Source organism: Pseudomonas sp. LAMO17WK12:I5 (assembly GCF_900215165.1).
GTDB classification, from domain to species: domain Bacteria; phylum Pseudomonadota; class Gammaproteobacteria; order Pseudomonadales; family Pseudomonadaceae; genus Aquipseudomonas; species Aquipseudomonas putida_A.
The window spans coordinates 387,892-412,652 of the sequence record NZ_OBDS01000005.1; the positions used below are offsets into that span (position 1 = coordinate 387,892).

At 60.5% G+C, this 24,761-nt stretch carries 16 protein-coding genes; 14 read left to right on the forward strand and 2 right to left on the reverse strand.

The annotated features are described in order from the left end of the window. Nucleotides 1-15: 15 nt before the first annotated feature. Together CRO59_RS11315 and pgm are read left to right on the forward strand one after the other, a co-directional pair. On the forward strand, nt 16-1,416 hold the full coding sequence (locus CRO59_RS11315) for a PLP-dependent aminotransferase family protein (RefSeq protein WP_097087433.1): 1,401 nt from the start codon (nt 16-18) through the stop codon (nt 1,414-1,416). 96 nt (nt 1,417-1,512) lie between these two features. After that, entirely contained in the window at nt 1,513-3,159 is a 1,647-nt protein-coding gene (gene pgm, locus CRO59_RS11320) for a phosphoglucomutase (alpha-D-glucose-1,6-bisphosphate-dependent) (RefSeq protein WP_096796764.1), read from the forward strand. 183 nt (nt 3,160-3,342) lie between these two features. Here the strand turns inward: pgm and CRO59_RS11325 are convergent, their stop codons facing one another. Then, on the reverse strand, nt 3,343-4,038 hold the full coding sequence (locus CRO59_RS11325; RefSeq protein WP_027612774.1) for a pirin family protein: 696 nt from the start codon (nt 4,036-4,038) through the stop codon (nt 3,343-3,345). A 278-nt stretch (nt 4,039-4,316) separates the two neighbouring features. On the opposite strand from CRO59_RS11325, the gene CRO59_RS11330 reads away from it, so the two are divergent. After that, the gene (locus tag CRO59_RS11330) at nt 4,317-6,791 is read left to right on the forward strand and encodes a UvrD-helicase domain-containing protein (RefSeq protein WP_097087436.1); all 2,475 of its coding nucleotides are present in this window, start codon (nt 4,317-4,319) and stop codon (nt 6,789-6,791) included. 59 nt (nt 6,792-6,850) lie between these two features. On the opposite strand, the gene CRO59_RS11335 is transcribed toward CRO59_RS11330, so the two are convergent. Then, nucleotides 6,851-7,123, reverse strand: coding sequence for a DUF1652 domain-containing protein (locus CRO59_RS11335; protein ID WP_025109621.1), 273 nt, complete (start codon nt 7,121-7,123; stop codon nt 6,851-6,853). A gap of 263 nt (nt 7,124-7,386) precedes the next feature. Between CRO59_RS11335 and CRO59_RS11340 the strand changes: the two genes are divergently transcribed. The 11 genes from CRO59_RS11340 (at nt 7,387) to CRO59_RS11390 (ending at nt 24,709) form a co-directional block, all read left to right on the forward strand. Continuing rightward, nucleotides 7,387-8,202, forward strand: coding sequence for an AraC family transcriptional regulator (locus CRO59_RS11340; RefSeq protein ID WP_097087438.1), 816 nt, complete (start codon nt 7,387-7,389; stop codon nt 8,200-8,202). Between the two features lie 52 nt (nt 8,203-8,254). Further along, on the forward strand, nt 8,255-9,661 hold the full coding sequence (locus tag CRO59_RS11345; protein WP_097087440.1) for an FAD-binding oxidoreductase: 1,407 nt from the start codon (nt 8,255-8,257) through the stop codon (nt 9,659-9,661). 31 nt (nt 9,662-9,692) lie between these two features. Beyond that, on the forward strand, nt 9,693-10,037 hold the full coding sequence (locus CRO59_RS11350) for a cupin domain-containing protein (protein ID WP_097087442.1): 345 nt from the start codon (nt 9,693-9,695) through the stop codon (nt 10,035-10,037). Between the two features lie 56 nt (nt 10,038-10,093). Beyond that, the gene (locus CRO59_RS11355; protein ID WP_027612779.1) at nt 10,094-11,179 is read left to right on the forward strand and encodes a polyamine ABC transporter substrate-binding protein; all 1,086 of its coding nucleotides are present in this window, start codon (nt 10,094-10,096) and stop codon (nt 11,177-11,179) included. Nucleotides 11,180-11,641: 462 nt separating this feature from the next. Further along, the gene (locus CRO59_RS11360) at nt 11,642-13,105 is read left to right on the forward strand and encodes a serralysin family metalloprotease (protein WP_097087444.1); all 1,464 of its coding nucleotides are present in this window, start codon (nt 11,642-11,644) and stop codon (nt 13,103-13,105) included. A 92-nt stretch (nt 13,106-13,197) separates the two neighbouring features. Then, nucleotides 13,198-13,620: an AprI/Inh family metalloprotease inhibitor gene (locus tag CRO59_RS11365; protein ID WP_158556652.1), complete on the forward strand. Its 423-nt coding sequence runs from the start codon at nt 13,198-13,200 to the stop codon at nt 13,618-13,620. Between the two features lie 172 nt (nt 13,621-13,792). Next, nucleotides 13,793-15,568 (forward strand): type I secretion system permease/ATPase, encoded by a 1,776-nt coding sequence (locus tag CRO59_RS11370; protein WP_097087446.1) that lies wholly within the window; start codon nt 13,793-13,795, stop codon nt 15,566-15,568. Next, nucleotides 15,565-16,914: an HlyD family type I secretion periplasmic adaptor subunit gene (locus tag CRO59_RS11375; RefSeq protein WP_049827896.1), complete on the forward strand. Its 1,350-nt coding sequence runs from the start codon at nt 15,565-15,567 to the stop codon at nt 16,912-16,914. Before CRO59_RS11370 ends, CRO59_RS11375 begins: the two co-directional genes overlap by 4 nt. A 2-nt stretch (nt 16,915-16,916) precedes the next feature. Next, a complete protein-coding gene (locus CRO59_RS11380; RefSeq protein WP_097087449.1) occupies nt 16,917-18,281 on the forward strand; it encodes a TolC family outer membrane protein in 1,365 nt (454 codons plus the stop codon). A 159-nt stretch (nt 18,282-18,440) separates the two neighbouring features. Beyond that, the gene (locus CRO59_RS11385) at nt 18,441-21,392 is read left to right on the forward strand and encodes an autotransporter serine protease (protein ID WP_097087451.1); all 2,952 of its coding nucleotides are present in this window, start codon (nt 18,441-18,443) and stop codon (nt 21,390-21,392) included. 230 nt (nt 21,393-21,622) lie between these two features. Further along, entirely contained in the window at nt 21,623-24,709 is a 3,087-nt protein-coding gene (locus CRO59_RS11390; RefSeq protein ID WP_097087452.1) for an autotransporter serine protease, read from the forward strand. The last annotated feature ends 52 nt before the right edge of the window (nt 24,710-24,761 follow it).

A 24,761-nucleotide genomic window follows, 5' to 3' on the forward strand; every position in this document is an offset into this window, starting at 1 on the left:
TATGGTGTCCGTCTCATGAAGGCTGCACGGGAATCCGGTTTCGCCTACCAGGCAGTCTATCGATACCTGATGCGCTTGATGGCCGAGTCGGCTTGCGATGGCAATTCAAGGCTGCCATCGCTGCGTCAGTTGGCAGATCGCTTGAACGTGTCGATCTCGACCATTCAATACGCTTACTCGTTGCTCGAAAAGGAAGGGCGGATCTATTCAGTGGCCAAGTCCGGGTATTACGCCAGGGCGGTTTCGGGGGGGACGCCACCTGCCATGAGCAATGATCTGCTCGAAACGCTCTATGTCAACGCGCTGCACCCGGGTATGCGTTTGTTGAATGCTGATGATCCGGTTTCGCTGCAATCACTGGATAGTCCATTGCTGTTGTTGGAGCGTGAGCTGCTGCGCCAGTATCCCCGCCAGCCGCCGTTGCTCGACCAGCCTTGTGGTGAACTGGAATTACGCGCCGTCCTGGCGGCCCGCTATACCACCTCGCCAAAGCAGTGCTGGCACGCCGAGGATGTTTACATCGGCGCGGATATGCGCGGGGTGCTGGAGATCCTGGTGGCCGTTCTGCAGCTCAGGCACACAACCATTCTGGTCGAGTCGCCCTGTGACTGGGTGATACTGCGGTTGCTGCAGGCGGCTGAGGTGCGTGTAATCGAACTGCCGTTGCAGGCCTGTGGCGGGCTGGAGCTGCAGCGGCTGGAAACACTGCTCAAGACCGAAGACGTGCGGCTGATTCTGCTGTCCTCGGGCCTGTGCATGCCGCGCGGTACACAGGTTCCAGCGGATAACCGCAACGTGATCGCCGGCCTGCTTGGCGAGCACGGCACCTGGGTGCTGGAAAACGACTGCTACGGTGAACTGGGCGAGGCAACGGGCGTCGAGCGTCTGCGTGATCAACTGGACCCTGACCGACTGCTGGTCTTCTCCACGTTCGAGAAATTCATCGGTATCGAAGCGCCTTACGGGTACGTGTTGTCGCGCCAATGGAAGCACGAAATGCAGCGGCATTTTCTGATGCGCTCGTTCCGGTTGTCGCCCGTTCGCCAGAAGGCCATTGCCCGGCTGTATGGAAACGGTCGGGTCGATCAGCATCTGCACGTACTTCGCCGGCTCCTCAAGGAACGTCGTACGCCGATGATCGACTTGTTGCGCGAACGTCTGGGCGAAGCGCTGCAGGTTGTCGAGCCACAAGGTGGGGCGACGGTCTGGGTGCGGGCACGGCGGCCGGTGGATATGCGCGATGTGTTTCAGCGCCTGCTCAGGCAACAGGTGTTGATTGCGCCGGGCGAACTGTTCAGCTTGCAGGGATTGCACCGTCGGCATCTGCGCCTGAACCTGCTGGATCACGGAGAGAGCGGCTTGGGCGGAGCGCTCGAGAGGTTGGGAGAGGCGTTGCGCTTGGCGCCGCTGGAATGAACGTTGAAATCTGTCGGATAGATCCCGTCGCGCTGCGGTCGAACTGTCAGTAAACTGCGCTGTATTTCCTGAACCACTCTATTTCAGAGGTTTTGCATGACTATCAGTCCTTTTGCGGGCAAACCGGCACCAGCAGAATTGTTGGTCGACATCCCGCGACTGGTAACGGCTTATTACACCGGCCAACCGGACGCTTCGATTGCCACCCAGCGTGTTGCATTCGGTACTTCCGGGCATCGCGGCAGCTCCTTCGACCTGAGTTTCAATGAATGGCACGTTCTGGCAATCAGCCAGGCGATCTGCCTGTACCGCGAAGCCCAGGGCATCGACGGCCCGTTGTTCGTCGGTATCGACACCCATGCGCTGTCGACCCCGGCCGGGGCCAGTGCGCTGGAAGTGCTGGCGGCCAACGGCGTGACCGTGATGATCGCCGAAGGTGACGAATACACGCCGACACCGGCGGTTTCGCATGCAATTCTCTGCTACAACCGTGGCCGCACTTCGGGCCTGGCCGATGGCATCGTGATTACGCCGTCGCACAATCCGCCACAAAGCGGGGGCTACAAATACAACCCTACCAACGGCGGCCCGGCCGACACCCATATCACCAAGTGGATCGAAGCCAAGGCCAACGAGCTGCTGGCCAACAAGCTGGCAGGCGTCAAACGCATCAGCTACGAGCAGGCACTCAAGGCCAGCACCACGCACCGTCACGACTACCTCAACACCTACGTCGCTGACCTCATCAACGTGATCGACTTCGATGCCATCCGTGACGCCAAGCTGCGTCTGGGTGTAGATCCGTTGGGCGGAGCAGGGGTGCGCTACTGGTCGGCGATTGCCGAGCATTACCGTCTTGATCTGGATGTGGTGAACAAGCAGGTCGATCCGACTTTCCGCTTCATGACGGTCGACTGGGATGGACAGATCCGTATGGACCCGTCGTCCAGCCATGCCATGCAAGGTTTGATCGGTCTCAAGGAGCGTTACGACGTGGCCTTCGCCTGCGACCCGGATCACGATCGCCATGGCATCGTCACCCCGTCGGGTGGTCTGCTGGCACCGAACAACTATCTGGCGGTGTCCATCGATTACCTGTTCCAGAACCGTCCGCAATGGCGCGCCGACGCCGCCGTAGGTAAAACCGTGGTCAGCAGTGGCCTGATCGATCGTGTGGCCAAGCGTCTGGGACGTCGTCTGTACGAAGTGCCGGTCGGTTTCAAATGGTTTGCCGATGGCCTGTTCGATGGTTCGCTAGGTTTTGGTGGCGAGGAGAGTGCTGGCGCTTCGTTCCTGCGCAAGGATGGTGGCGTCTGGAGCACCGACAAGGACGGTTTGATTCCGGCGTTGTTGGCGGCTGAAATGACTGCCCGTACCGGCCGTGATCCGAGCCAGGCCTATCGCGCCCTGACCGATGAACTGGGCGAACCGTTCTCGGTGCGCGTCGATGCCAAGGCCAACCCTGAGCAGAAAGCGCTGTTGAGCAAGCTGTCGCCGGAGCAAGTGACGTCGACCGAGCTGGCAGGCGAGAAGATTCAGAGCATTCTCAGCCATGCGCCGGGCAACGATCAGGCCATTGGTGGTCTGAAGGTGATGACCGAAAACGGCTGGTTCGCCGCACGTCCTTCGGGCACCGAAGACATCTACAAGATCTACGCCGAAAGCTTCATTGGCGACGACCACCTCAAGCAACTGGTGGCTGAAGCGCAAACGCTGGTGGATGGCGCAATCAGCACCAAGTGATCTTCAGGGAGGTGAGTTCTTCCTGTGGTGAGGGGATTTATCCCCGATGGACTGCGTAGCAGTTCGCTCCATTGAAAAGAAGGCCGCTTTGCGGCCTATCGGGGATGAATCCCCTCGCCACAAAAGCTGCAAAAAAGGGGCGACCATGACGGTCGCCCCTTTTTTTACCTGCATATCAGGCGATCAAGCCAGATCCACCAACACGATTTCGCTGTCTTCGAGCGCCGTCACAGTCAGTATTGACTCATGCTCGACGGCAACACCGTCTCGAGCTTGTGCGCGCAAACCATTGACTTCAATCAGACCGGTGGCGGGTACCAGATACGCTCGACGTCCGGCATCCAACTGATATTCAGCTGTTTCGCCGGCCTTGAGGTTGGCCGCGACCAACCGCGCATCACCGCGAATGCGCAGGCTCTGATCGTCGCCGTCCTTGCCGCTGGCGAGGGTCACGAAGCCTTCGCGCTGGCCTTTGGGGAATGGTTTGGCACCCCACGATGGCGGCGCGCCAGTTTCCGTCGGCAGAATCCAGATCTGAAAGATTCGGGTCTCTTTGTCTTCCAGGTTGTACTCGCTGTGTGCGATGCCGGTGCCGGCGCTCATGACCTGCACGTCGCCTGCTTCAGTACGGCCCTTGTTGCCAAGGTTGTCCTGGTGGGTAATCGCACCTTCACGCACGTAAGTGATGATTTCCATGTCGCGGTGCGGGTGCAGCGGGAATCCGGTGCCGGCGGCGATCACGTCATCGTTCCACACGCGCAGATTGCCCCAGTTCATGCGTTGCGGATCGTAGTATTCGGCGAACGAAAAGTGGTGATGGGCATCCAACCAGCCGTGGTGAGCGCCGCCCAGTGTATTGAAAGGTCTGAGTTCAAGCATGATCGTCTCCTCAAAAGGTTCGTCATGGGGCGTAACGCCAAAGCCATGAAGCGAGACCGTCGGTTATGACGGGCATCATCCATGAGGCAATCATCGAGAAAAAGCGTAAAAAGTGCGGCATTCTCATCGAATCTGTTGATGGGAAACCGGCTCGAAACGATCTCACCCAACTTTCAGTTCATCGCCTAAACCAATGAGCTGTAAGCATTTCGCTAGAACTCATCAGCAAATAAAGCCACCATAGCCCCCAACAGCCTCACACACTGGAGCCCCTCAGCGTGGCGCAACACACTCCCGATCTTCCTCCCGAACTTCGTCCATTGGCCGAGATGCCATGGTTCAAGCGTCTCGCCGCACGTTTCTTCGGCCATGGCCTGACACGCTTGCGCGCTCAACACCGTGCGTCGTGGCTACACGGCCAGGCGGACGGTTTTCGCAGCGGACACACCGCTGGCGTGGAGTACGGCTTCAAGGAGGGGAAACTCGAAGGCCTGGAAGAAGGCCGGCAGGTGCTGTTGATTCGTGACAGTCGCAGCACCGAGCATCGCCCGCCGAGCGTCGATAATCATCTGTTCGACGACTGGCGTCTGCCACTCAGCGCCGAGCTGAAGAAGCGCATGAAAGCCGATGTGGCGCGCCTGCTGCCCGCGCATGCCCAGCCAAGCCTCGCTCAATGGAAGATGATTTTCAGTGACACTCCCTCGACCTCGGTGATCGCCGGGGCCGGGGCAGGCAAGTCGACCACGTTGGTGCTGCGCATCCTGTTGCTCACGCATTATCTGGGGTTTGAGCTGGATTCGATGACCGTGGTGACCTTCACCCGCGAGTCGCGCAAGGATTTCATCAATAAGCTGATCGAGATGTTCGCGCTCTGGGGCCAGCCATTGAGCCTGCAACAGGCGCGGGAACTGGTGCGCACCTTTCACTCACGCATTTTGCCGATGGTACGCAGCCTGCCGGGGTTCGAACGCTTGCAGGCTTTTGAAAATCTAAGCAATCGGCCACAAGGCGCTGACGAGGAGGTCGATAGCAACCCGTTCGATCTGCGAATCAATGATGCCCAGCGCCAGCAGCTCAACGCCTGCTATCACCGGTTATTCAATCAGGACCAACGTTTCCGCCAGTTGATTCAACCACTGGCCAAGGCTGCCTTGCAGCTCAAGGAGCTTGAGCGCGATCACCCGGACGTGCAAAAGCGCATGGCGGTGACCGAGCTGGCGGCCAAACGCGACGAAGAACTGTGCGATGCCATCGAAGACCTGTGGTTTCGCGCCGGTGCCTGGCCGATCAAGGGCATTGAGCCCAGCCGGCAGACGTTCGAGATCAACGGTTCGACCTTTCACTGCCACGGCTACATTCCCAGCCTCGATGCCTGGGTGGTGCTCGGCTTCGATCCCCGGGAAAACCCGCAAATCTGCCGTCCCAATGCCAAGCTCAGCCTGCGCGCTGAATGGGCCGTGAAACGCACCCTGTTTCAAGCTTTCTGTCGTAAACCATTGATTTGGTTGGATAGTTACGAAGCATCGAAGCGGGTGTTGGCGACATTAGCCGGCGACGCGAGCGCCGGTCCGGGCTTCGATTACAAGGTCAAAGGTGAACTGGTTTCGGCGCCGTTACTGGACTGTTTTGTTGCGGCGGCCGGCTTTATCGAAAACCTTGGGCTGGACGTGCCGGATGCCGTCGGCCGCATGAGTTTTGCCAAAGACGACCCGGACCGATTCTTCTTTGAGGCGCTGAGCCTGCTCTGGCGTGCCCTTGAAGATCACTTGCTCGATCAGAAGCCGCCGGTGATGACCTACAACCGTATGTTCGCGCTGTTCAGCGAGCACTCGCCGGAGAACCTGAAGCTGCTGAGTGATGAGCTGCTGCGACCGATGTCGCACTTGATGATCGACGAGTTTCAGGACGTATCGCCGCAAATCGTCTCGTGGATCCGCGCCAGCCTCGCGGAAATCCGCAGTCGCGGCCCGGCCATGCATGTCGGGCGGGGTGCGCAGCGTTCTTCGTTGCTGTGCGTCGGTGATGACTGGCAGTCGATTTACGGCTGGCGCGGCAGTTCGCCGAGTTACTTCATGGAGTTCAACAAGGAATTCCCGTCGCCGAGCACTACTCGGGTGATGCTCAGTGACAACTATCGCAGCCATCAGCACATCATTGATGCTGCCGAGCACATCGTTCGTGCCGCGCCGGCAATCCCCGGCAAGAAGGCCAAAGCCAGTGGCGCACCCAAGCCTGCGCAGCCGGTCAACGTGCTTGAGCGTGATGACCAGGCCATGGGTCAGCGCTTGGCCGAACATTACAATCGCGGCGATTCAATCTTGATGCTTTATCGAAAAAGCAGTGATAAGTCTTTGATTGAAAAGCATATTCAGCCTGTAGTTAATGTTGATTCGAGCTTGCCGTACGAAGCGCGACGGCTGAAACAGCTGACTTACCACAGCGCCAAGGGGCTGCAGGCTGATGCGGTGTTCCTGCTCGGTGACTGCCAGCACCTGACCAGTTCGCCCTACAAGAACCAGGTGTATCGCATGGCCGGCTTGGGCAAGGCTGGCGACAGTGAGCCTTATGACACGGCGCAGAAGGACGAGATTCTGCGGCTGGCCTACGTTGGTATCACCCGGGCGGTCAGCCATTGCTACTGGTACGTCGAGCCGCAGGATACCCAGGCGGTGAACATGCCAAGGGCGTCCGATCGGGTTGCCCAAGGCAAGGCATTCTTCGTCGATCACCGAAAACAGCCGCAAAACGCGTAGCACGCAAGCACAAAAAAAGCCCGCCTGAATTGGCGGGCTTTTTTATATAAAACAATAGTTTATGCGTAACTCTTGAGAGATTCCGGAGGAATGAAAGCCTCCAGTTCGTCTTCCACAGCCTCAATGATGCGCTCGACATCGGCCGCGTTCATCACCGTCGCACAAGGAATACCGGCGATGGCGATCATGGTTTCACCGCTGGCACGATCAAACAGACGGGCAATCATGCTGCCCGGCGCATCCATCGTTGCCTCAAAACCCATGGGATGAAAGTGCCAACGCATCAGTTGGCACGCATTGGGAAACGTGACTTTACTGGAGCCTTTATTCATGTGTTGCCCGCCTTCTTCATCGAGCGCTTCCTTTTGCTCATGTTAGGTGGGAAGAGCCTTCATTGGCTCAACCGGTCAGTGACGTTAAAAGTAGCACCCGCATGTGAATTTTCCGTGAGATTTTTCAGTTCATTTTGCGATTGCTGCGCGTTTTTTGATGTAAGTCACGTCGGGATCAGTCATCGCCAAATGGCCACTACGGTTTGCTCGTTGATCGTTTTGTCGAACTTGGGCAAGCTCGGTTCTTTTGCGCCGAGCCCTTTATGCACGCCGACGATGACGGCCCCGAACAGACCCCGGCCACGGCCGCCACGGTCATGCGCTACCACCTGAGCTGGAAGCACCGCGATCTGGACAGCGTCATGGCGCTGTATCACCCGGACGTCCAATACAACGATTTCTTTCAGAACCGGGTCCTCGGCCTCGACGAATTGCGCGAGTACGTGCGCGTGAGCATGCCGCGAGAATCCGACGAAGCGCTCGAGCATTGCGACCGGATTCGCGTGGATGGCAACACCGCTTTCATTCAATACGAAGTGACTTTGCGCGGTGGCGACGGGCTGGTGTCGTTCCGCTCCAGTGAAGCGATCACGGTCAAGGACGGTCTGATCTGGCGGGTCAACGAATACGCATCGCTGGTCCGCACGCAAACCAACGGCGCTGTCGCACCCAGTCAACGCCCGGCGGTCAGTCGCCTGGGGCTGTCGCCGCGCCAGATCAGTTTCATGGCCGAGGATCTGCAGCAATATTTCGAACGCCAGCAACCGTATCTCGATCCGGATCTGGATCTGCAACGGGTGGCGAAGGAGTGCGGCTACAGCCGCAATCAGATTTCCTACCTGCTCAATCAGGTGCTCGGCCAAAGCTTTTACCGCTACGTCAACCAGGCCCGCCTGCAGCACTTGCTCAAGTCACTGGATCAGGCCATGCCGCCGCTGCGTATCGATGAGCTGGCGTTTGCTGCCGGTTTCAACTCGCTGTCAGCGTTTTACAGTTGTTTTCGCCAGCACACCGGCCAGTCGCCGAAGGCCTACGCCAAACAAATTTCTTTGCGGGCACGCGCGCAAGACAGTGATTGAAGTCACGCACTAGGATCGACGCCATCGAAGGTTTTCAGTGGCGGAGTCTTGCATGCCGGCGTGGCGCACTATCAGTTTGTGGATGGATCAACTCGACGAGCCGTTGATTGCGCGGCCGGCGTTGGAACAGGATCTGGATGTCGACGTGGCGATCATCGGCGCCGGTTATACCGGGTTGTGGACCGCGTACTACCTGAAAAAACTCGCCCCCGGTCTCGATATCGCCATCATCGAGGCGCAAACCGCCGGTTTCGGCGCGTCCGGGCGCAATGGCGGCTGGCTGATGGGTAACCTGCTGGGCGAGGATCGACTGCTCGCCGGTCTCTCTCCAGAACAACGTCGCGCATCGTTTGATCTGCTGCACAGCATTCCGGATGAAGTGGAAGTTGTCCTCGAACGTGAGGGCATCCACTGCGATTACCGTAAAGGCGGGGTGCTGTACTGTGCCGCCCGCTACCCGGAGCAGGAAGTCAGCCTGCGCGAATACCTCGACAAACTTCATGCCCAAGGCCTGACCGACAACGATTACCGCTGGCTGAACCCCGAACAGCTGGCGCAACAGATTCGTGTGGCGAAACCCTACGGCGGAATTTATGCGCCACACGTGGCGACCATTCACCCGGCGAAACTGGTGCGCGGTCTGGCGCGCACCGTGCAGAGCATGGGCGTGAAGATCTATGAAAACAGCCCAGTCACCCATTGGCAGTCCGGCAGTTTGCGCACGGCCAGGGCCAGTGTGCGCAGTCGCTGGATTGTGCCGGCGGTCGAAGGCTATTCGGTCACGCTCCCGCCGTTGGGTCGCTATCAGTTGCCGGTGCAAAGCCTGATTGTCGCCACCGAACCGTTGTCGGCAGCGACCTGGGATGAAATTGGCCTCAACCGTGGCCAGGCTTTCAGTGAGTTCAGCCGTCAGGTCACCTATGGCCAGCGCAGTGCCGACAATCGCCTGATCTTCGGCGCCCGCGGCGGTTATCAGTTCGCCGGCAAACTGCGCCACAACTTCGATCTGACCCGCGACGAAGTCGAGCTGCGCCGCTATCTGTTCGGCGAACTGTTCCCACAGCTGAAAAACGTGCAGATCACCCACGCCTGGGGCGGCAACCTCGGCATGTCCCGGCACTTCAAGCCGCACATGCTCTGCGATCGCGCCAATGGTATCGCGTTGTCCGGCGGTTATGGCGGGGAGGGTGTGGGTGCCAGCAATCTCGGCGGCCGCACCCTGGCCGATCTGATTCTTGAGCGCGATACCGAACTGGTGCATCAGCCGTGGGTGCTGCCGGACGGTGGAATTCATGCGCTACGCGCCTGGGAGCCGGAGCCGTGCCGCTGGCTCGGTTACAACGCGATCATCAAAAGTTTCGTCCACGAAGACCAGACCCTGGCCAACCCGGCCAGCGCCCCGTGGCGGCGCAAGTTGGCCAGTCAGGTCGCGGGCTTCATGGAAGGTTTCATGCACTAACCGCCGTTTTCTTCACAAGACAGGTCCCACCATGAGCATTACGCAGTTCAAGAACACCGCCAGCCTGCAACTGGATGAATCCAACCCGGTCGCCGTGCCACTCGGCGAGCCGGTCGCCATTGCCTCGACCACCAGCGTCGAGCGCGATGACGGCGTTGAAACCGGCGTCTGGGAATGCACCCCGGGGCGCTGGCGCCGGCAGATCACCGCACAGGAGTTCTGCCACTTCATCTCCGGCCGTTGCACGTTCACCCCGGACGACGGCGGCGAAACCCTGCACATACAAGGTGGCGACGCACTGATGTTGCCGGCCAATACGCTCGGCATCTGGGATATCCAGGAGACCGTGCGCAAGTCCTACGTTCTTATTTTCTGATTGTTTGATCCTTTGATTGCCTGCCAACAAAAATAGCCACTACAGGAATCGACCCCATGATCCAGAAAACCCTCGCTCTGGCGCCGCTGCTGCTGGCCGCCTCCATTAGTCATGCCGCCGAAACGGTGAAAATTTACAACTGGTCGGACTACATCGCGCCGGACACCACGAAAAACTTCCAGAAAGACACCGGCATCGGCGTCACCTATGACGTCTACGACAGCAACGAAACCCTCGACGGCAAGTTGATGACCGGCAAATCCGGTTATGACGTGGTGTTCCCGTCCAACCACTTCATGGCGCGGCAGATCCAGGGCGGGGCGCTGAAGAAGCTCGACAAGAGCCAGTTGCCGAACTGGAAGAACCTCAACCCGGTGTTGCTCAAGGCCTTGCAGGTCAACGACCCGAACAACGAGCACGGCTTTCCGTATCTGTGGGGCAGCACCGGCATCGGCTACAACGTCGCCAAGGTCAAGGCGGTGCTGGGTGACAACGCGCCAGTGGATTCCTGGGATCTGATCTTCAAGCCCGAATACATGGAAAAACTGCAGAAGTGCGGCGTGGCGATCCTCGATAACGGCCCGGAATTGCTGCCGGCAGCCCTCAATTACCTGGGCTTGCCGCCCCACAGCAAGAACCCCGAGGACTACAAGAAAGCCGAAGCATTGCTGATGAAAGTGCGGCCGTATGTCAGCTACTTCCATTCCTCGAAGTACACCAGCGACCTGGCCAATGGCGATATCTGCGTGGCGGTCGGTTTCTCCGGTGACATCCTGCAGGCGGAAAACCGCGCCAAGGAAGCGAAGAACGGCATCGACATCGGTTACGCGATTCCCAAGGAAGGCGCCGCCATATGGTTCGACATGGTCGCCATGCCCGCCGATGCACCGGACGAGAAGGCCGGTTACGCGTTCATGAACTACCTACTGCGTCCGGATGTGATGGCCGGCATCAGCAATTACGTGCACTACGCCAATGGCAACCAGCAGGCCGACAGCCTGATCGATCCGGCAATCAAGGGTGACACCAAGGTCTATCCGAGCCCGGAGATGATGGGCAAGCTGTTTGCGCTGGAGGCAATGCCGCTGAACATTGACCGGATCCGCACGCGGGTGTGGAACAAGATCCGTACCGGTAGCTAAACCACATCACCCCTCCTGTGGGAGCGGGCTTGCTCGCGAATGCGTTCGATCAGTCAGCAAACAGGTTGGCAGATAAATAGCATTCGCGAGCAAGCCCGCTCCCACAAGTGTTTTAGCAACGCTGATTTGATTGATATCACTACACTGGCATCGCACTAATAGAGTGCAGCAAAGTGAGACGTATCTATCAAAAAGCAACTTACCGATATTTAATATTTAAATAGAAAATCGTCAGACAATTAGGCGAGAACAAACACCTCATAACAATCTTTCGACCCCGCAGTCATTGTTTACGGGCATTTGACGGAGCAGTCGGTTTTGATCTCAAAAAAATGCTAGACGACAGATTTCAAATTGTGTCAGGTTTCTTACGCCTTCATTGGGCGAGTGATAGGACGATCTCGCCAGGGATCGTCGCTATCTGACAAAAACTGTTCCATTGCTAAACAAGGAAGTGTGTTTATGTCGAAAGTAAAAGCGAACGCTATTGATATCACCGCAGACACATTCGTGCCTGTCGGCGCAGCGCAATCTCTGGCTGCGACCAGCTCTGCCTGGAACCAGATCAATAGCTTCAGCCATCAATACGATCGTGGCGGCAACCTCACGGTCAATGGCAAACCCTCCTTCTCGGTGGATCAAGCCGCCACTCAACTGTTGCGCGACGGTGCCTCCTGGCACGACCTGGACAACAGTGGCAAGATCGAACTGACCTACACCTTTCTGACCGCCAAAACCGCTAACTTCAGCGGCCTGGGCGTCACCGGTTTCAGTCAGTTCAGCTCCCTGCAGAAAGCCCAGGCCGTGCTCGCCATGCAATCCTGGGCGGATGTCGCCAACGTGACGTTCACCGAAGCTTCCCGTGGTGGCGACGGTCACATGACCTTCGGTAACTACAGCGGCGGCCAGGAAGGTGCGGCGGCGTTTGCGTTCCTGCCAGGCACCGAGCCAGGCTATGACGGTCAGTCCTGGTACCTGACCGGCAGTGGCTATGACGTCAACAAGACCCCGGGCCTGAACAATTACGGGCGTCAAACCCTGACCCACGAAATCGGCCACACCCTGGGCCTGTCTCACCCTGGCGACTACAACGCCGGCGAAGGCAACCCGACTTACAAGGATGCTTCCTACGGGCAAGACACCCGCGGTTACAGCCTCATGAGTTACTGGAGCGAAAGCAACACCGCCCAGAACTTCAGCAAGGGCGGTGTGGAAGCTTACGCTTCCGGCCCGCTGATGGACGACATTGCAGCGATCCAGAAGCTGTACGGCGCCAACCTGACCACCCGTACCGGTGACACCACCTACGGCTTCAACTCCAACGCCGGTCGCGATTTCCTCAGCGCCTCGTCGTCGAGCGACAAGCTGGTGTTCTCGGTGTGGGACGCGGGCGGCAAGGACACCTTCGACTTCTCGGGTTTCACCCAGAACCAGAAGATCAACCTCAATGAAGCCTCGTTCTCCGACGTAGGTGGCATGATCGGTAACGTGTCCATCGCCAAGGGCGTGACCATCGAGAACGCCATCGGCGGTTCGGGCAACGACCTGCTGATCGGTAACAGTGCGTCCAACGAGCTGAAGGGCGGTGCCGGCAACGACATCATCTACGGCGCCGGTGGTGCGGACAAACTGTGGGGCGGTTCGGGTTCGGACACTTTCGTGTTCGCCTCCAGTTCCGACTCCAAGCCGGGTGCAATCGATCAGATCCTCGATTTCGTCAGCGGTCTGGACAAAATCGACCTGAGCGCCATCACCAACGGTTCCGGCCTGCACTTTGTCAGCAGCTTCACCGGTTCGGCCGGCGACGCGATCCTGACCTCGTCGGGCGGCAACAGCCTGTTGTCGGTGGACTTCTCCGGGCACGGCGTGGCGGACTTCCAGGTCAGCACCGTGGGCCAGGCAGCGACCAGCGACATCGTGGCGTGATGTGAAACGGGAAGCGGCGCTTGATGCGCCGCTTTCTTTGCTTGCATCGTGTTGATGGCTGGGCAAGGCTAGGTGCTGGAGCGAATTTTCTGATGATCTGTAAAGTTTTTACCTACAAGGCGATGGCGTGGCTTTCGGCGGCGCTGATCATGATTTCTGGAGAAACAACCATGGCAAGCAGCCTCAGACTTGAAGATCCCTCGGTTTTTGCCGGGCAATGGCAGGCGACGTTGAGCACTGAAAATGACGCGCCCGAAGCGCAAAAGCTGCAGGATAAACCGTCGAACACCTGTGCCCTCGAACTGCAAGCCAATCAGACCGTCGGCAAGGGCGCCGAATGCCTTGGTGCATGGCTGGAAGATTCGCCTACCGGCTGGTTTCCGGAACCCGACGGAATTTCGATCACCGGCAAGGAAGGTTCAAGAATCGTGTTTTTCAGCCGACAACGTGACGGGCTCTATTCCAGCACTTTGAAGTCGGGCCTGGTTGTTACACTCGAACGCGCGACGAAATAAACGCTCAACTAATCCAGATTGAATATATGGCAGTGTTTGAACGTTATAAGTGATCGTCGCAGTTGTTGTTGAATGGTAAGCGAGTACTTGCAAAACATCTTTCGCAGGTAGGCGGAACATTAATTGAGCGCTCGCCGAAGTCTGGCGGGATCTATCATTTCAGGAAGAAACAATGAAGATGGCGAAGGCCCCAGCCACCGCTCCCTTGTTCAAGGCTTTGGGTGACTATAAAAGCATTCTGATCAGCGTCGGGTGCTTTACCGCACTGATTAACGTGCTGATGCTGGTGCCCTCCATTTATATGCTGCAGGTCTACGACCGCGTACTGTCTTCGCAGAACGAAACGACGTTGGCGATGCTGTCATTGATGGTGGTTGGCTTCTTTGCCTTCATCGGCATGCTGGAGGTGATCCGCAGCTTCATCGTGATCCGCATCGGCAGCCAACTGGAGCGCCGCTTCAACCTGCGGGTGTATCAGGCGGCGTTCGAACGCAACCTGTTCAAGGGCGAGGGCAACGCCGGGCAATCGCTGGGCGACCTGACCCACATTCGCCAATTCGTCACCGGCCCGGCCCTGTTCGCGTTTTTCGACGCGCCGTGGTTCCCGGTCTATCTGTTTGTCATCTACCTGTTCAACGTCTGGCTGGGCGTGCTCGCCACGGCCGGCGCGCTGCTGCTGATTGCGCTGGCCTGCCTCAACGAATACATGACCAAAAAGCCGCTGGGGGAAGCCGCCGGTTACTCGCAGAAGTCCAGCCAACTGGCGACCAGCCACCTGCACAACGCCGAAACCATCCAGGCCATGGGCATGCTCGGCGCGTTGCGCAAGCGCTGGTTCGGTGTGCACTCGCGTTTCCTCGGCCTGCAGAATCAGGCCAGCGACACCGGCGCGGTGATCAGCTCGATCAGCAAGACCCTGCGCCTGTGCCTGCAATCGCTGGTGCTGGGCCTCGGTGCGTTGCTGGTGATCAAGGGCGACATGACCGCCGGGATGATGATTGCCGGTTCGATCCTGATGGGCCGCGTGCTGAGCCCGATCGACCAGTTGATCGCCGTGTGGAAACAGTGGAGCGGGGCGAAGCTGGCCTATCGTCGTCTGGACTCTTTGCTGCAGGCGTTCCCGCCGAGTGATGACGCCATGGCGCTGCCGGCGCCGAAAGGCCAGATCACCTTCGAGCAAGTCAGTGCCGGCCCTCCCGGGCAGCGCGCGGCAACCCTGCAGATGATCAATTTCAATCTGGGCGCTGGCGAAGTGCTCGGCGTGCTCGGTGCTTCCGGTTCCGGCAAGTCGACCCTGGCCCGTGTGCTGGTCGGCGTGTGGCCGACCCTCGGCGGCACGGTGCGCCTGGACAGTGCCGACATCCATCGCTGGAACCGCGACGAGCTCGGCCCGTACATCGGCTACCTGCCACAAGACATCGAACTGTTCAGCGGCAGCATCGCCGAAAACATTGCCCGTTTCAGCGAAGCCAACCCGGAGAAGGTCGTGGCCGCCGCGCAACAGGCCGGCGTCCACGAGATGATTCTGCGCCTGCCGCAAGGCTACGACACGCAACTGGGCGAGGACGGCAGTGGCCTGTCCGGCGGTCAAAAGCAGCGTGTGGCCCTGGCCCGTGCGATGTATGGCGATCCGAGCCTGGTGGTGCTCGATGAGCCGAACTCCAACCTCGACACTGTTGGTGAAGCCGCGCTGGCCAGCGCCATCGCCCAGCTCAAGGCCAAGGGCACCACCGTGGTGCTGGTGACGCATCGCTCTTCGGTACTGGCTCAGGCGGACAAACTGCTGGTGCTCAACGATGGCCGCTTGCAGGCGTTCGGCGCCAGTCAGGAAGTGCTCAAGGCGCTGTCCGGCGCTCAGGAACAACAACGGGAAAAATCCGCGCAGGCACCGGGCGGGCTCAGCATGAGCCGGCAGTACCAGCCCTCGACAAGGAATTCGAGTGTATGAGCAGCGCCAGCATGAACACTGAAAACGAAGCCTCCATGGAACACGCGTACGTCACCGAGCGCCCGGAGCGCGATGCGAAATTCTTCGCCCGCATGGGCTGGATTCTGGCAATCGTCGGCGCTGGCAGTTTCTTCACTTGGGCCGCACTGGCGCCGCTGGATCAGGGGATTCCGGTGCAAGGCACCGTGGTGGTCTCGGGCAAGCGCAAAGCTGTGCAGTCGATGAGCAGCGGCGTGGTCAGCCGGATTCTGGTGCGCGAAGGCGAGATCGTGAAGCAGGGTCAACCGTTGTTTCGCCTCGATCAGACCCAGGTGGCCGCCGACGTGCAGTCGTTGCAGGCGCAATACCGCATGGCCTGGGCCAGCCTCGCACGCTGGCAGGCCGAGCGCGACAACCGCAAAGAGATCACCTTTCCTGCCGAACTGAGTAACGACCCGGATCCGCGTCTGGCGCTGGTTCTTGAAGGCCAGCGTCAACTGTTCAGCAGCCGTCGCGAAGCGTTCTACCGCGAGCAGGCCGGTCTGCGCGCCAGCATCGAAGGCGCCACCGCGCAGCTGGCGGGCATGCGTCGCGCCCGCACCGACCTCAATGCCCAGGCCGATTCGCTGCAACAGCAACTGAGCAACCTGCAGCCACTGGCGGACAACGGCTACATCCCGCGCAACCGCTTGATGGAGTACCAGCGGCAGCTGTCGCAAGTGCAGCAACAACTGGCGGAAAACACCGGTGAAAGCGGCCGAGTGGAGCAGGGCATCCTCGAATCGCGCCTGAAGCTGCAACAGCATGGCGAGGAATATCAGAAGGAAGTGCGCACGCAACTGGCCGACGCGCAGCTCAAAAGCGTGACCCTGTCGGAGCAACTGACTTCGGCCGGTTTCGACCTGCAGCACAGCGAGATCCTCGCCACTGCCGACGGCGTGGCGGTCAACCTCGGCGTACACACCGAAGGCGCCGTGGTGCGTCAGGGCGAAACCCTGCTGGAGATCGTCCCGCAAGGCACCACCCTGGAAGTCGAAGGGCACTTGCCGATCAACTTGATCGACAAGGTCGGCACGCATCTGCCGGTCGATATCCTGTTTACCGCGTTCAACCAGAGCAAGACCCCGCGCGTGCCGGGTGAGGTCAGCCTGATTTCCGCCGACCAGATGGTCGATGAGAAAACCGGCGTGCCGTACTACGTGTTGCGCAGCAGCGTCAGTGATCAGGCGATGGAAAAACTCCATGGCCTGGTGATCAAGCCCGGTATGCCGGCGGAAATGTTCGTGCGCACGGGCGAACGGTCACTGCTCAACTACCTGTTCAAACCATTGCTCGATCGCGCTGGCTCTGCGTTGACTGAAGAATAAGGATGTTCGGCTGTATGAATAAGCTTTCGATGTTGGGAGCAGCGTTCGCGCTGCTCGCAGGAAACAGCGCGCTGGCGGCCATGGGGCCATTCGAGGTCTACGAACAGGCATTGCGCAACGATCCGGTGTTCCTCGGCGCGATCAAGGAGCGCGACGCGGGCCTGGAAAACCGCACCATCGGCCGCGCCGGGTTGTTGCCGAGACTGGGTTACAACTACAACCGGGGTCACAACACCTCGAAGGCCACGCAACTGACCGCTCGCGGCAACCTCACCGAAGACCGCAACTACAACAGCTATGGCTCGACCCTGACCTTGCAGCAACCGTTGCTCGACTACGAAGCCTACGCGGCGTATCGCAAAGGTGTGGCGCAGTCGCTGTTCGCCGACGAGGCGTTTCGCGGCAAGAGTCAGGAACTGCTGGTACGGGTGCTGGACAACTACACCAAAGCCTTGTTCGCCCAGGATCAGATCGACATCGCCCAGGCCAAGAAGAAGGCTTACGAGCAACAGTTCCAGCAGAACGAGCATATGTTCAAGCAGGGCGAGGGCACGCGCACCGACATTCTCGAAGCCGAGTCGCGCTATGAACTGGCGACCGCCGAAGAGATCGAGGCACGCAACGAGCAGGACGCCGCGCTGCGTGAACTGGGGGCGCTGGTCGGCGTGCAGACGGTGGACATCAGCGAGCTGGCGCCACTGGATCAGAATTTTCAGACCTTTGCCCTGATGCCGGCCAACTACGACACCTGGCATGAGCTGGCGATCAGCAACAACCCCAATCTGGCGTCGCAACGCCAGGCGGTGGAAGTGGCCAAGTACGAAGTCGAGCGCAACCGCGCCGGGCACCTGCCCAAAGTCAGTGCCTATGCGTCGATCCGCAAGACTGAATCGGACAGCGGCAACACCTATAACCAGCGCTACGACACCAATACCATCGGCTTTGAAGTCAACGTTCCACTGTACGCCGGTGGCGGGGTATCGGCCTCGACCCGTCAGGCCAGCCGCACCATGGAGCAGGCGGAATACGAGCTCGATGGCAAGACCCGCGAAACCTTGATCGAACTGCGCCGCCAGTTCAGCGCCTGCCTGTCGGGGGTCAACAAACTGCGCGCCTACCAGAAGGCTCTGGCTTCGGCTGAAGCGCTGGTGGTGTCGACCAAGCAAAGCATTCTCGGCGGCGAGCGGACTAACCTCGATGCGCTGAACGCAGAACAACAACTGTTTACCACCCGCCGCGATCTGGCCCAGGCGCGCTACGACTATTTGATGGCCTGGACCAAGCTGCATTACTACGCGGGGACATTGAACGAACAGGATCTGGCACGGGTGGATGAGGCGTTCGGACAAGGCCCGAAAACCCAGTAACACTGAAAGTCCTGTAGGCGCTTAAAGCAGAGCAAAAGATCGCAGCCTGCGGCAGCTCCTACATAGAACACAGCAATCCCTGTAGGAGCTGCCGAAGGCTGCGATCTTTTGATCTGGCTGTCAGTGCCTGCAAAACAATAAGAAAAGTGAGTGGTGAACATGGACGTACGCATCAAGCCGGCAGCGGTCGGCACCCTGTTGCTCGCAGTTTCCATCGCGCAAGCCCATGCGCAGTACCTCGAAACCGGCAAGCCCGGCGATCCCGCCAGTTGGCGCAGCGCCGAATTCCAGCGCGACTGGGGCCTGGCGCGGATGCAGGCCGATCAGGCTTACGCCGCCGGGATCACCGGTAAAGGCGTGAAAATCGGCGCCCTCGACTCCGGCTTCGACGCCGCCCATCCGGAGTTCGCCAGCGACCGCTATCACCCGGTGCTGGCCTCCGGCAGTTACGTCGACGGCTCGCTGTTCAACGTCAACGGCACCCTCAATTCCAACAACGATTCCCACGGCACCCACGTGGTCGGCACCATGGGCGCGAGCCGTGACGGCACCGGCATGCACGGGGTGGCGTACAACGCGCAAATCTACGTCGGCAACACCAACAACAACGACAGCTTTCTGTTCGGCCCGAAACCCGATCCGCGTTATTTCAAAGCCGCCTATGACGCCCTGGCCGCTGCCGGCGTGCGCGCAATCAACAACAGTTGGGGCAGTCAGCCGCCGGATGTCAGCTATCGCACTCTGGCCGATCTGCATGCCGCTTACGCCCAGCACTGGAATCAGGGCACCTGGCTCGATGCAGCGGCGGACGTCTCGCGCCGTGGCGTGATCAACGTGTTCAGCGCCGGTAACAGCGGCTACCCGAATGCCAGCGTGCGCTCGGCGTTGCCGTACTTTCAGCCGGACCTCGAAGGCCACTGGCTGGCAGTTTCCGGGCTGGACCAAAGCAATCAGCAGAAATACAACCAGTGCGGCATCGCCAAATACTGGTGCATCACCACGCCGGGGGCGAAGATCGACAGCACCATTCCGGGTGGCGATTACGCAATCAAGTCCGGCACCTCGATGGCCGCGCCGCACGCTACCGGGGCACTGGCGCTGGTGATGGAACGCTACCCGTACATGAATAATCAGCAGGCGCTGGAAGTGCTGCTGACCACCGCCACGCAACTCGACGGCGCGATTACCGATGCGCCGACCGAACGGGTCGGCTGGGGCGTGGCCAACCTCGATCGGGCGATGCGCGGGCCGGGGCAATTGCTTGGCGCGTTCGATGCCAACCTGGCGGCCGGGCAAAGCGATGTGTGGAGCAATGACATCTCCGACAAGGCACTGATTCAGCGTCAGCGCGAAGACCTCGCCGAACACAACGCCTGGCAGCAGACCCTGCAGGACAAGGGCTGGCAGAACGGTGTCCCGGCCGGCGCCAGTCAGCAGGATCAGACCGACTACGCGGTTGGTATGGCCCGTGATGCCGCAGCGGCGACCCGGGTCTATCAGGGCAGCCTGATCAAGTCCGGGGCAGGGCGCTTGCTGCTGACCGGCGACAACACCTTCCGTGGCCCGACCACGGTCAATGGCGGCTTGCTCAGCGTCAACGGCTCGCTGGCCTCGGCGGTGACCGTCAACGACAGCGGCACCCTTGGCGGTTCGGGGCGGATCGCTTCGCTGATCGCCAACAGCGGTGGCCGCGTGGCGCCGGGCAACTCCATCGGCACCTTGAGCGTGGCCGGTGACGTGACCTTTGCCCCAGGCTCGACCTACGCGGTCGAGCTGTCGCCGACCAGCAGCGACCGCATCGTCGCCGGCGGCGTCGCGAGCATCAGCGGCGCTACCGTCAGCCTGTCGCTGGAAAACAGCCCGACTCTGCTCAGCACCACGCAAGCGCGCAGCCTGCTCGGCCATTCATACGACATTTTGCAAGCGGCGGGCGGCATTCAGGGCCAGTTCGGCGCGGTGCTGCCGGATTACCTGTTCATCGGCGGCAACCTCGACTACACGGGCAACGCCATTCAGCTCGACATCCAGCGCAACGCCACCTCGTTCGCCAGTGTCGGGCAAACCCCGAACCAGCGTGCGGTGGCGGCCGCCGTCGAAGGCCTCGGCGCCGGCAATTCGGTGTACGAAAGCCTGCTGCTGTCGGCGTCTGCTGCATCGGCGCAGCAAGCCTTCCAGCAATTGAGCGGCGAAATCTACCCGGCGCTCGGCTCGATGCTGATCAATGACAGCCGCCAGTTGCGTGACGCGGTCGGCGAACGTCTGCACGATGCCAACGCCACGCAAAGCAATGGCTGGATCAAGGCCCTCGGCGCCTGGGGTTCGACCGATTCCGGTAACGACACCTCGCGCTACAGCACCTCGATCGGCGGCTTGCTCGCCGGTGTCGACGGCGCGCTGGACGAGCAGACGCGCATCGGTCTGGTCACCGGTTACAGCGACAGCTCGCTGAACATGGGCTCGGACACGCACTCGTCGGCCAAGGTCGACAGCTATCACCTCGGCGCTTACGCCGGTCATGACATCGGCGCCTGGCGCCTGAGCACCGGCGCGGCCTATAGCTGGCATCGCGCCGATGTGAAGCGCGATCTGCAATACGGCGATGTCAGCGCCAAACAGAAAGCCAAGGTCGATGCGGCCACCACGCAGGTCTTCGGCGAAGCGGCTTACCGGCTGAACCTGCAGCCGCTCGCGCTGGAGCCGTTCGCCAACCTCGCTTACGTGCATCTGGACACTGACGGCTTCACCGAAAAGGGCGACGCGGCGGCGCTGAAAAGCTCGGGCGATCAGCGTGATGCGGTCCTCAGCACCCTCGGTGTGCGCGCGGTCAAGCGCTTCAACCTGTCGGCCGCGCAGGCGCTGGACCTGAGCGGGCATCTTGGCTGGCAGCACAGCCTCAGCGACATCGACGCCGAACAGCATCTGCGTTTCGCCAGCGGTAGCACACCGTACGCGGTCGAGAGTTCGGCACTGGTGCGTGACGCGGCGCTGGTCGGCGTACAAGCCAGCCTGGCGTTGAGCAAGGACGTGCGAGTCAACCTCGATTACAACGGACAACTGGCTAACCGCGAGAAGAGCCACGGCGTGGGGCTGAGCCTGAACTGGCAGTTCTGACGGAGGGTGAATACGTCCCCTGTAGGCGCTGTGGGCACATACCTGTGGCGAGGGAGCTTGCTCCCGCTCGGCTGCGCAGCAGTCGTAAATCCGATGAGCCGGGTTCGACTGGAAGAATGCACAGGGCCGCTTCGCGCCCCAGCGGGAGCAAGCTCCCTCGCCACACAAAGCAGCATTCATGAGATTGAAGTAGACGGATTTTTCGCAACAACACTAAGGAAGGTCGCTGGATGAATAACAACAATACCCCCGCGCAAACGGGCGGTCGCTTCGCCATGAAAACCCTCAATTGCGCCATGCTCTGCGCACTGGCCACCTGGGGCACCGCGCACGCGGCGCCTTACGTGGAAAGCGGCCGCAGCGGCGATCCCGCCAGTTGGCGCAGCGCCGAGTTCCAGGCGGAATGGGGCCTGGGCGCCATCGGCGCGGATCACGCTTACGCCGCCGGTTACACCGGCAAAGGTGTGAAACTGGGGATCTTCGACCAGCCGGTGTACGCCGCGCACCCGGAGTTCTCCGGTGCCAACAAAGTCATCACCCTGGTCACCAGCGGGATCCGCGAATACACCGACCCGTACATCCCGGTCAAAGCCGGCGATGCGTTCCGTTATGACGGTTCGCCTTCGGTCGGTTCCGACGGCACGCTCGGTGCCCACGGCACCCACGTCGGTGGCATCGCTGCCGGCAGCCGTGACGGCGGGCCGATGCACGGCGTGGCGTTCGGTGCGCAGATCATCAGCGCGGATAACGGTGACCCGGGCCCGGAAGACGGCATCGTCCGTGGCAACGACGGTGCGGTGTACAAGGCCGGTTGGGATGCGCTGATCGCCAGTGGCGCGCGGATCATCAACAACAGCTGGGGCATCGGCATCACTGACCGTTTCGACCTCGGCGGCCGCGACCCGGCGTATCCGCACTTCACCGTCAACGACGCGCAATTGCAGTTCAACGAAATCCGCACGCTGCTCGGCACCAAGCCCGGCGGCGCCTACGACGGCGCCATCGCCGCCGCCCGCAGCGGCATCGTGACGATCTTCGCCGCCGGTAACGATTACAACCTGAACAACCCGGACGCTATCGCCGGCCTCGGTTACTTTGTGCCGGACATCGCGCCGAACTGGATCACCGTCGCCGCGTTGCAGAAGAACCCTGATCTGGCCAGCACCAATCCGTACATCATGAGTACGTTTTCCTCGCGCTGCGGCTACACCGCGAGCTTCTGCGTCTCGGCGCCGGGCACGCAGATCTACAGCTCGATCATCAGCGGCACCAACGCCGACAACCTGACCACCGGCTACAAGAACTACAACGGCACCTCGATGGCCGCACCGCATGTGGCGGGCTCGATGGCGGTGTTGATGGAGCGCTTCCCGTACATGACGGGCGATCAGGTCGCCACGGTGCTGCGTACCACCGCGACCGACCTCGGCGCACCGGGCATCGACGCCTTGTACGGCTGGGGCATGATCAACCTGCGCAAAGGCATCGACGGCCCGGCTATGTTCATCACCGAGCAGGACATCCCGGAAGAGTTCCGCATTCAGGGGGCCTACGGTTCCGGGCAGTTTGTCGCGGACTTGCCGGGCATCGGCGCGATCATCGACAAGGGCAAACCGACCGAGCGCGTGTGCAACGACATCACCTGTGGCCTCGACACCTGGCGCAACGACATTTCCGGTCACGGCGGCCTGACCAAGCAGGGCATCGGCACACTGGTGCTGACCGGCAACAACACCTACAGCGGCCCGACTCTGGTCAATCAGGGGCGTCTGGCGATCAATGGCACGCTGGCTTCGGCGGTCACGGTCAACGACAGCGGCATCCTCGGCGGTAACGGCCGCATCGGTGCACTGACCGCGAAAAGCGGCGGTACCGTCGCCCCGGGCAACTCGATCGGCACGCTGAACGTCGCCGGTGACGTGACCTTCGAGCGCGGTTCGACCTACGCGGTGGAAGTCTCACCGACCAGCAGCGACAAGATCATTGCTGGTGGCAAAGCGGTGATTGATGGCGCCACGGTCAGTCTGTCGCTGGAAAACAGCCCGACCTTGCTGACGACGACTGAAGTGAAGAGCCTGCTCGGTTCGCAGTTCAACATCCTGCAAGCGCCCGGTGGCATCCAAGGCCAGTTCGGGCAAGTGCTGCCGAACTACGCGTTTCTCGGCGGCACCCTGGCGTACTCGGCAAACGGCGTGCAACTGGACGTCGGGCGCAACGGCGCATCGTTCGCCAGTGTCGGTCTGACGCCGAACCAACGTGCGGTTGGTGCGGCTGCCGAAGGGCTGGGTGCGGGCAATGCGCTGTACGAAACCCTGCTGTTGTCGCCGAATGCGGCGTCGGCGCAGCAGGCGTTCCAACAGTTATCCGGTGAGATCCACCCGGCCATCGGCACGCTGCTGATCAACGACAGCCGCTACCTGCGTGAAGCGGTGGGCGAACGTCTGCGCGAGCGTGATCTGTTCAATGCCGACGCACCGACCGACGACCGCAGCAACGCCTGGGTCAAGGTGCTGGGTTCGTGGGGCAAGAGCGATGGCGGCCATGAAAACGCCGACTCCAACAGCTCCATTGGCGGGCTGCTGGCCGGTGTCGACGGTTTGATTGCTGAAGATACGCGTCTGGGTTTCGTTACCGGTTATAGCGACAGCTCGTTGAACATGGGCAGCGACACGCATTCGTCGGCCTCGGTCGACAGCTACCACCTGGGTGCGTACCTGGGGCATCAGATCGATGCGCTGCGTTTGACCGCCGGTGCGGCTTACAGCTGGCATCGCGTGGACGTGAAGCGTGATCTGCAGTTCGCGGGCGTCAATGGCAAAGAGAAAACCAAGCACGATGCGGCGACCACTCAGGTGTTCACCGAAGCGGCTTACGATCTGCGTCTGCAACCGATGAATCTGGAGCCATTCGCCAACCTGTCGTACGTGCACTTGAACACCGACAGCTTCACCGAGAAGGGTGATGCTGCGGCGCTCAAGAGCGGCGAAGACAACCGCGACGTGGTGCTGTCGACCCTTGGCGTACGCGCCAAACGCAGCTTCGCGCTGTCGGACAAACATCAGCTGGAACTGGGCGCGACCCTCGGCTGGCAGCACAACCTGAGCAGTGTCGATGCTGACAGCCACCTGGCCTTCGCCAATGGCAACAGCGCGTTCACCGTGCAGAGTGTGTCGATGGATCGTGATGCGGCGGTGGTCGGCGTACGCGCCGGGCTGGCGCTCAATCGCGATGTCCGGGTCAACCTGGACTACAACGGACTGATCGGTAACAACGAGAAAGACCACGGTGTGGGTCTGACCCTCGACTGGCAGTTCTAAAAGCGTGCCGGCAGTCCCTTGGGGGCTGCCGGTTTTGAAGGAAGAGAGAGCA

What these genes read in the sequence shown, in the direction of transcription:
- CRO59_RS11315 (WP_097087433.1), top strand. Translation starts at nt 16, where the DNA reads ATGAAGGCTGCACGGGAATCCGGTTTCGCCTACCAGGCAGTCTATCGA.
- pgm (WP_096796764.1), top strand. Translation starts at nt 1,513, where the DNA reads ATGACTATCAGTCCTTTTGCGGGCAAACCGGCACCAGCAGAATTGTTG.
- CRO59_RS11325 (WP_027612774.1), bottom strand. Translation starts at nt 4,038, where the DNA reads ATGCTTGAACTCAGACCTTTCAATACACTGGGCGGCGCTCACCACGGC.
- CRO59_RS11335 (WP_025109621.1), bottom strand. Translation starts at nt 7,123, where the DNA reads ATGAATAAAGGCTCCAGTAAAGTCACGTTTCCCAATGCGTGCCAACTG.
- CRO59_RS11340 (WP_097087438.1), top strand. Translation starts at nt 7,387, where the DNA reads ATGCACGCCGACGATGACGGCCCCGAACAGACCCCGGCCACGGCCGCC.
- CRO59_RS11345 (WP_097087440.1), top strand. Translation starts at nt 8,255, where the DNA reads ATGCCGGCGTGGCGCACTATCAGTTTGTGGATGGATCAACTCGACGAG.
- CRO59_RS11350 (WP_097087442.1), top strand. Translation starts at nt 9,693, where the DNA reads ATGAGCATTACGCAGTTCAAGAACACCGCCAGCCTGCAACTGGATGAA.
- CRO59_RS11355 (WP_027612779.1), top strand. Translation starts at nt 10,094, where the DNA reads ATGATCCAGAAAACCCTCGCTCTGGCGCCGCTGCTGCTGGCCGCCTCC.
- CRO59_RS11360 (WP_097087444.1), top strand. Translation starts at nt 11,642, where the DNA reads ATGTCGAAAGTAAAAGCGAACGCTATTGATATCACCGCAGACACATTC.
- CRO59_RS11365 (WP_158556652.1), top strand. Translation starts at nt 13,198, where the DNA reads ATGATCTGTAAAGTTTTTACCTACAAGGCGATGGCGTGGCTTTCGGCG.
- CRO59_RS11370 (WP_097087446.1), top strand. Translation starts at nt 13,793, where the DNA reads ATGAAGATGGCGAAGGCCCCAGCCACCGCTCCCTTGTTCAAGGCTTTG.
- CRO59_RS11375 (WP_049827896.1), top strand. Translation starts at nt 15,565, where the DNA reads ATGAGCAGCGCCAGCATGAACACTGAAAACGAAGCCTCCATGGAACAC.
- CRO59_RS11380 (WP_097087449.1), top strand. Translation starts at nt 16,917, where the DNA reads ATGTTCGGCTGTATGAATAAGCTTTCGATGTTGGGAGCAGCGTTCGCG.
- CRO59_RS11385 (WP_097087451.1), top strand. Translation starts at nt 18,441, where the DNA reads ATGGACGTACGCATCAAGCCGGCAGCGGTCGGCACCCTGTTGCTCGCA.
- CRO59_RS11390 (WP_097087452.1), top strand. Translation starts at nt 21,623, where the DNA reads ATGAATAACAACAATACCCCCGCGCAAACGGGCGGTCGCTTCGCCATG.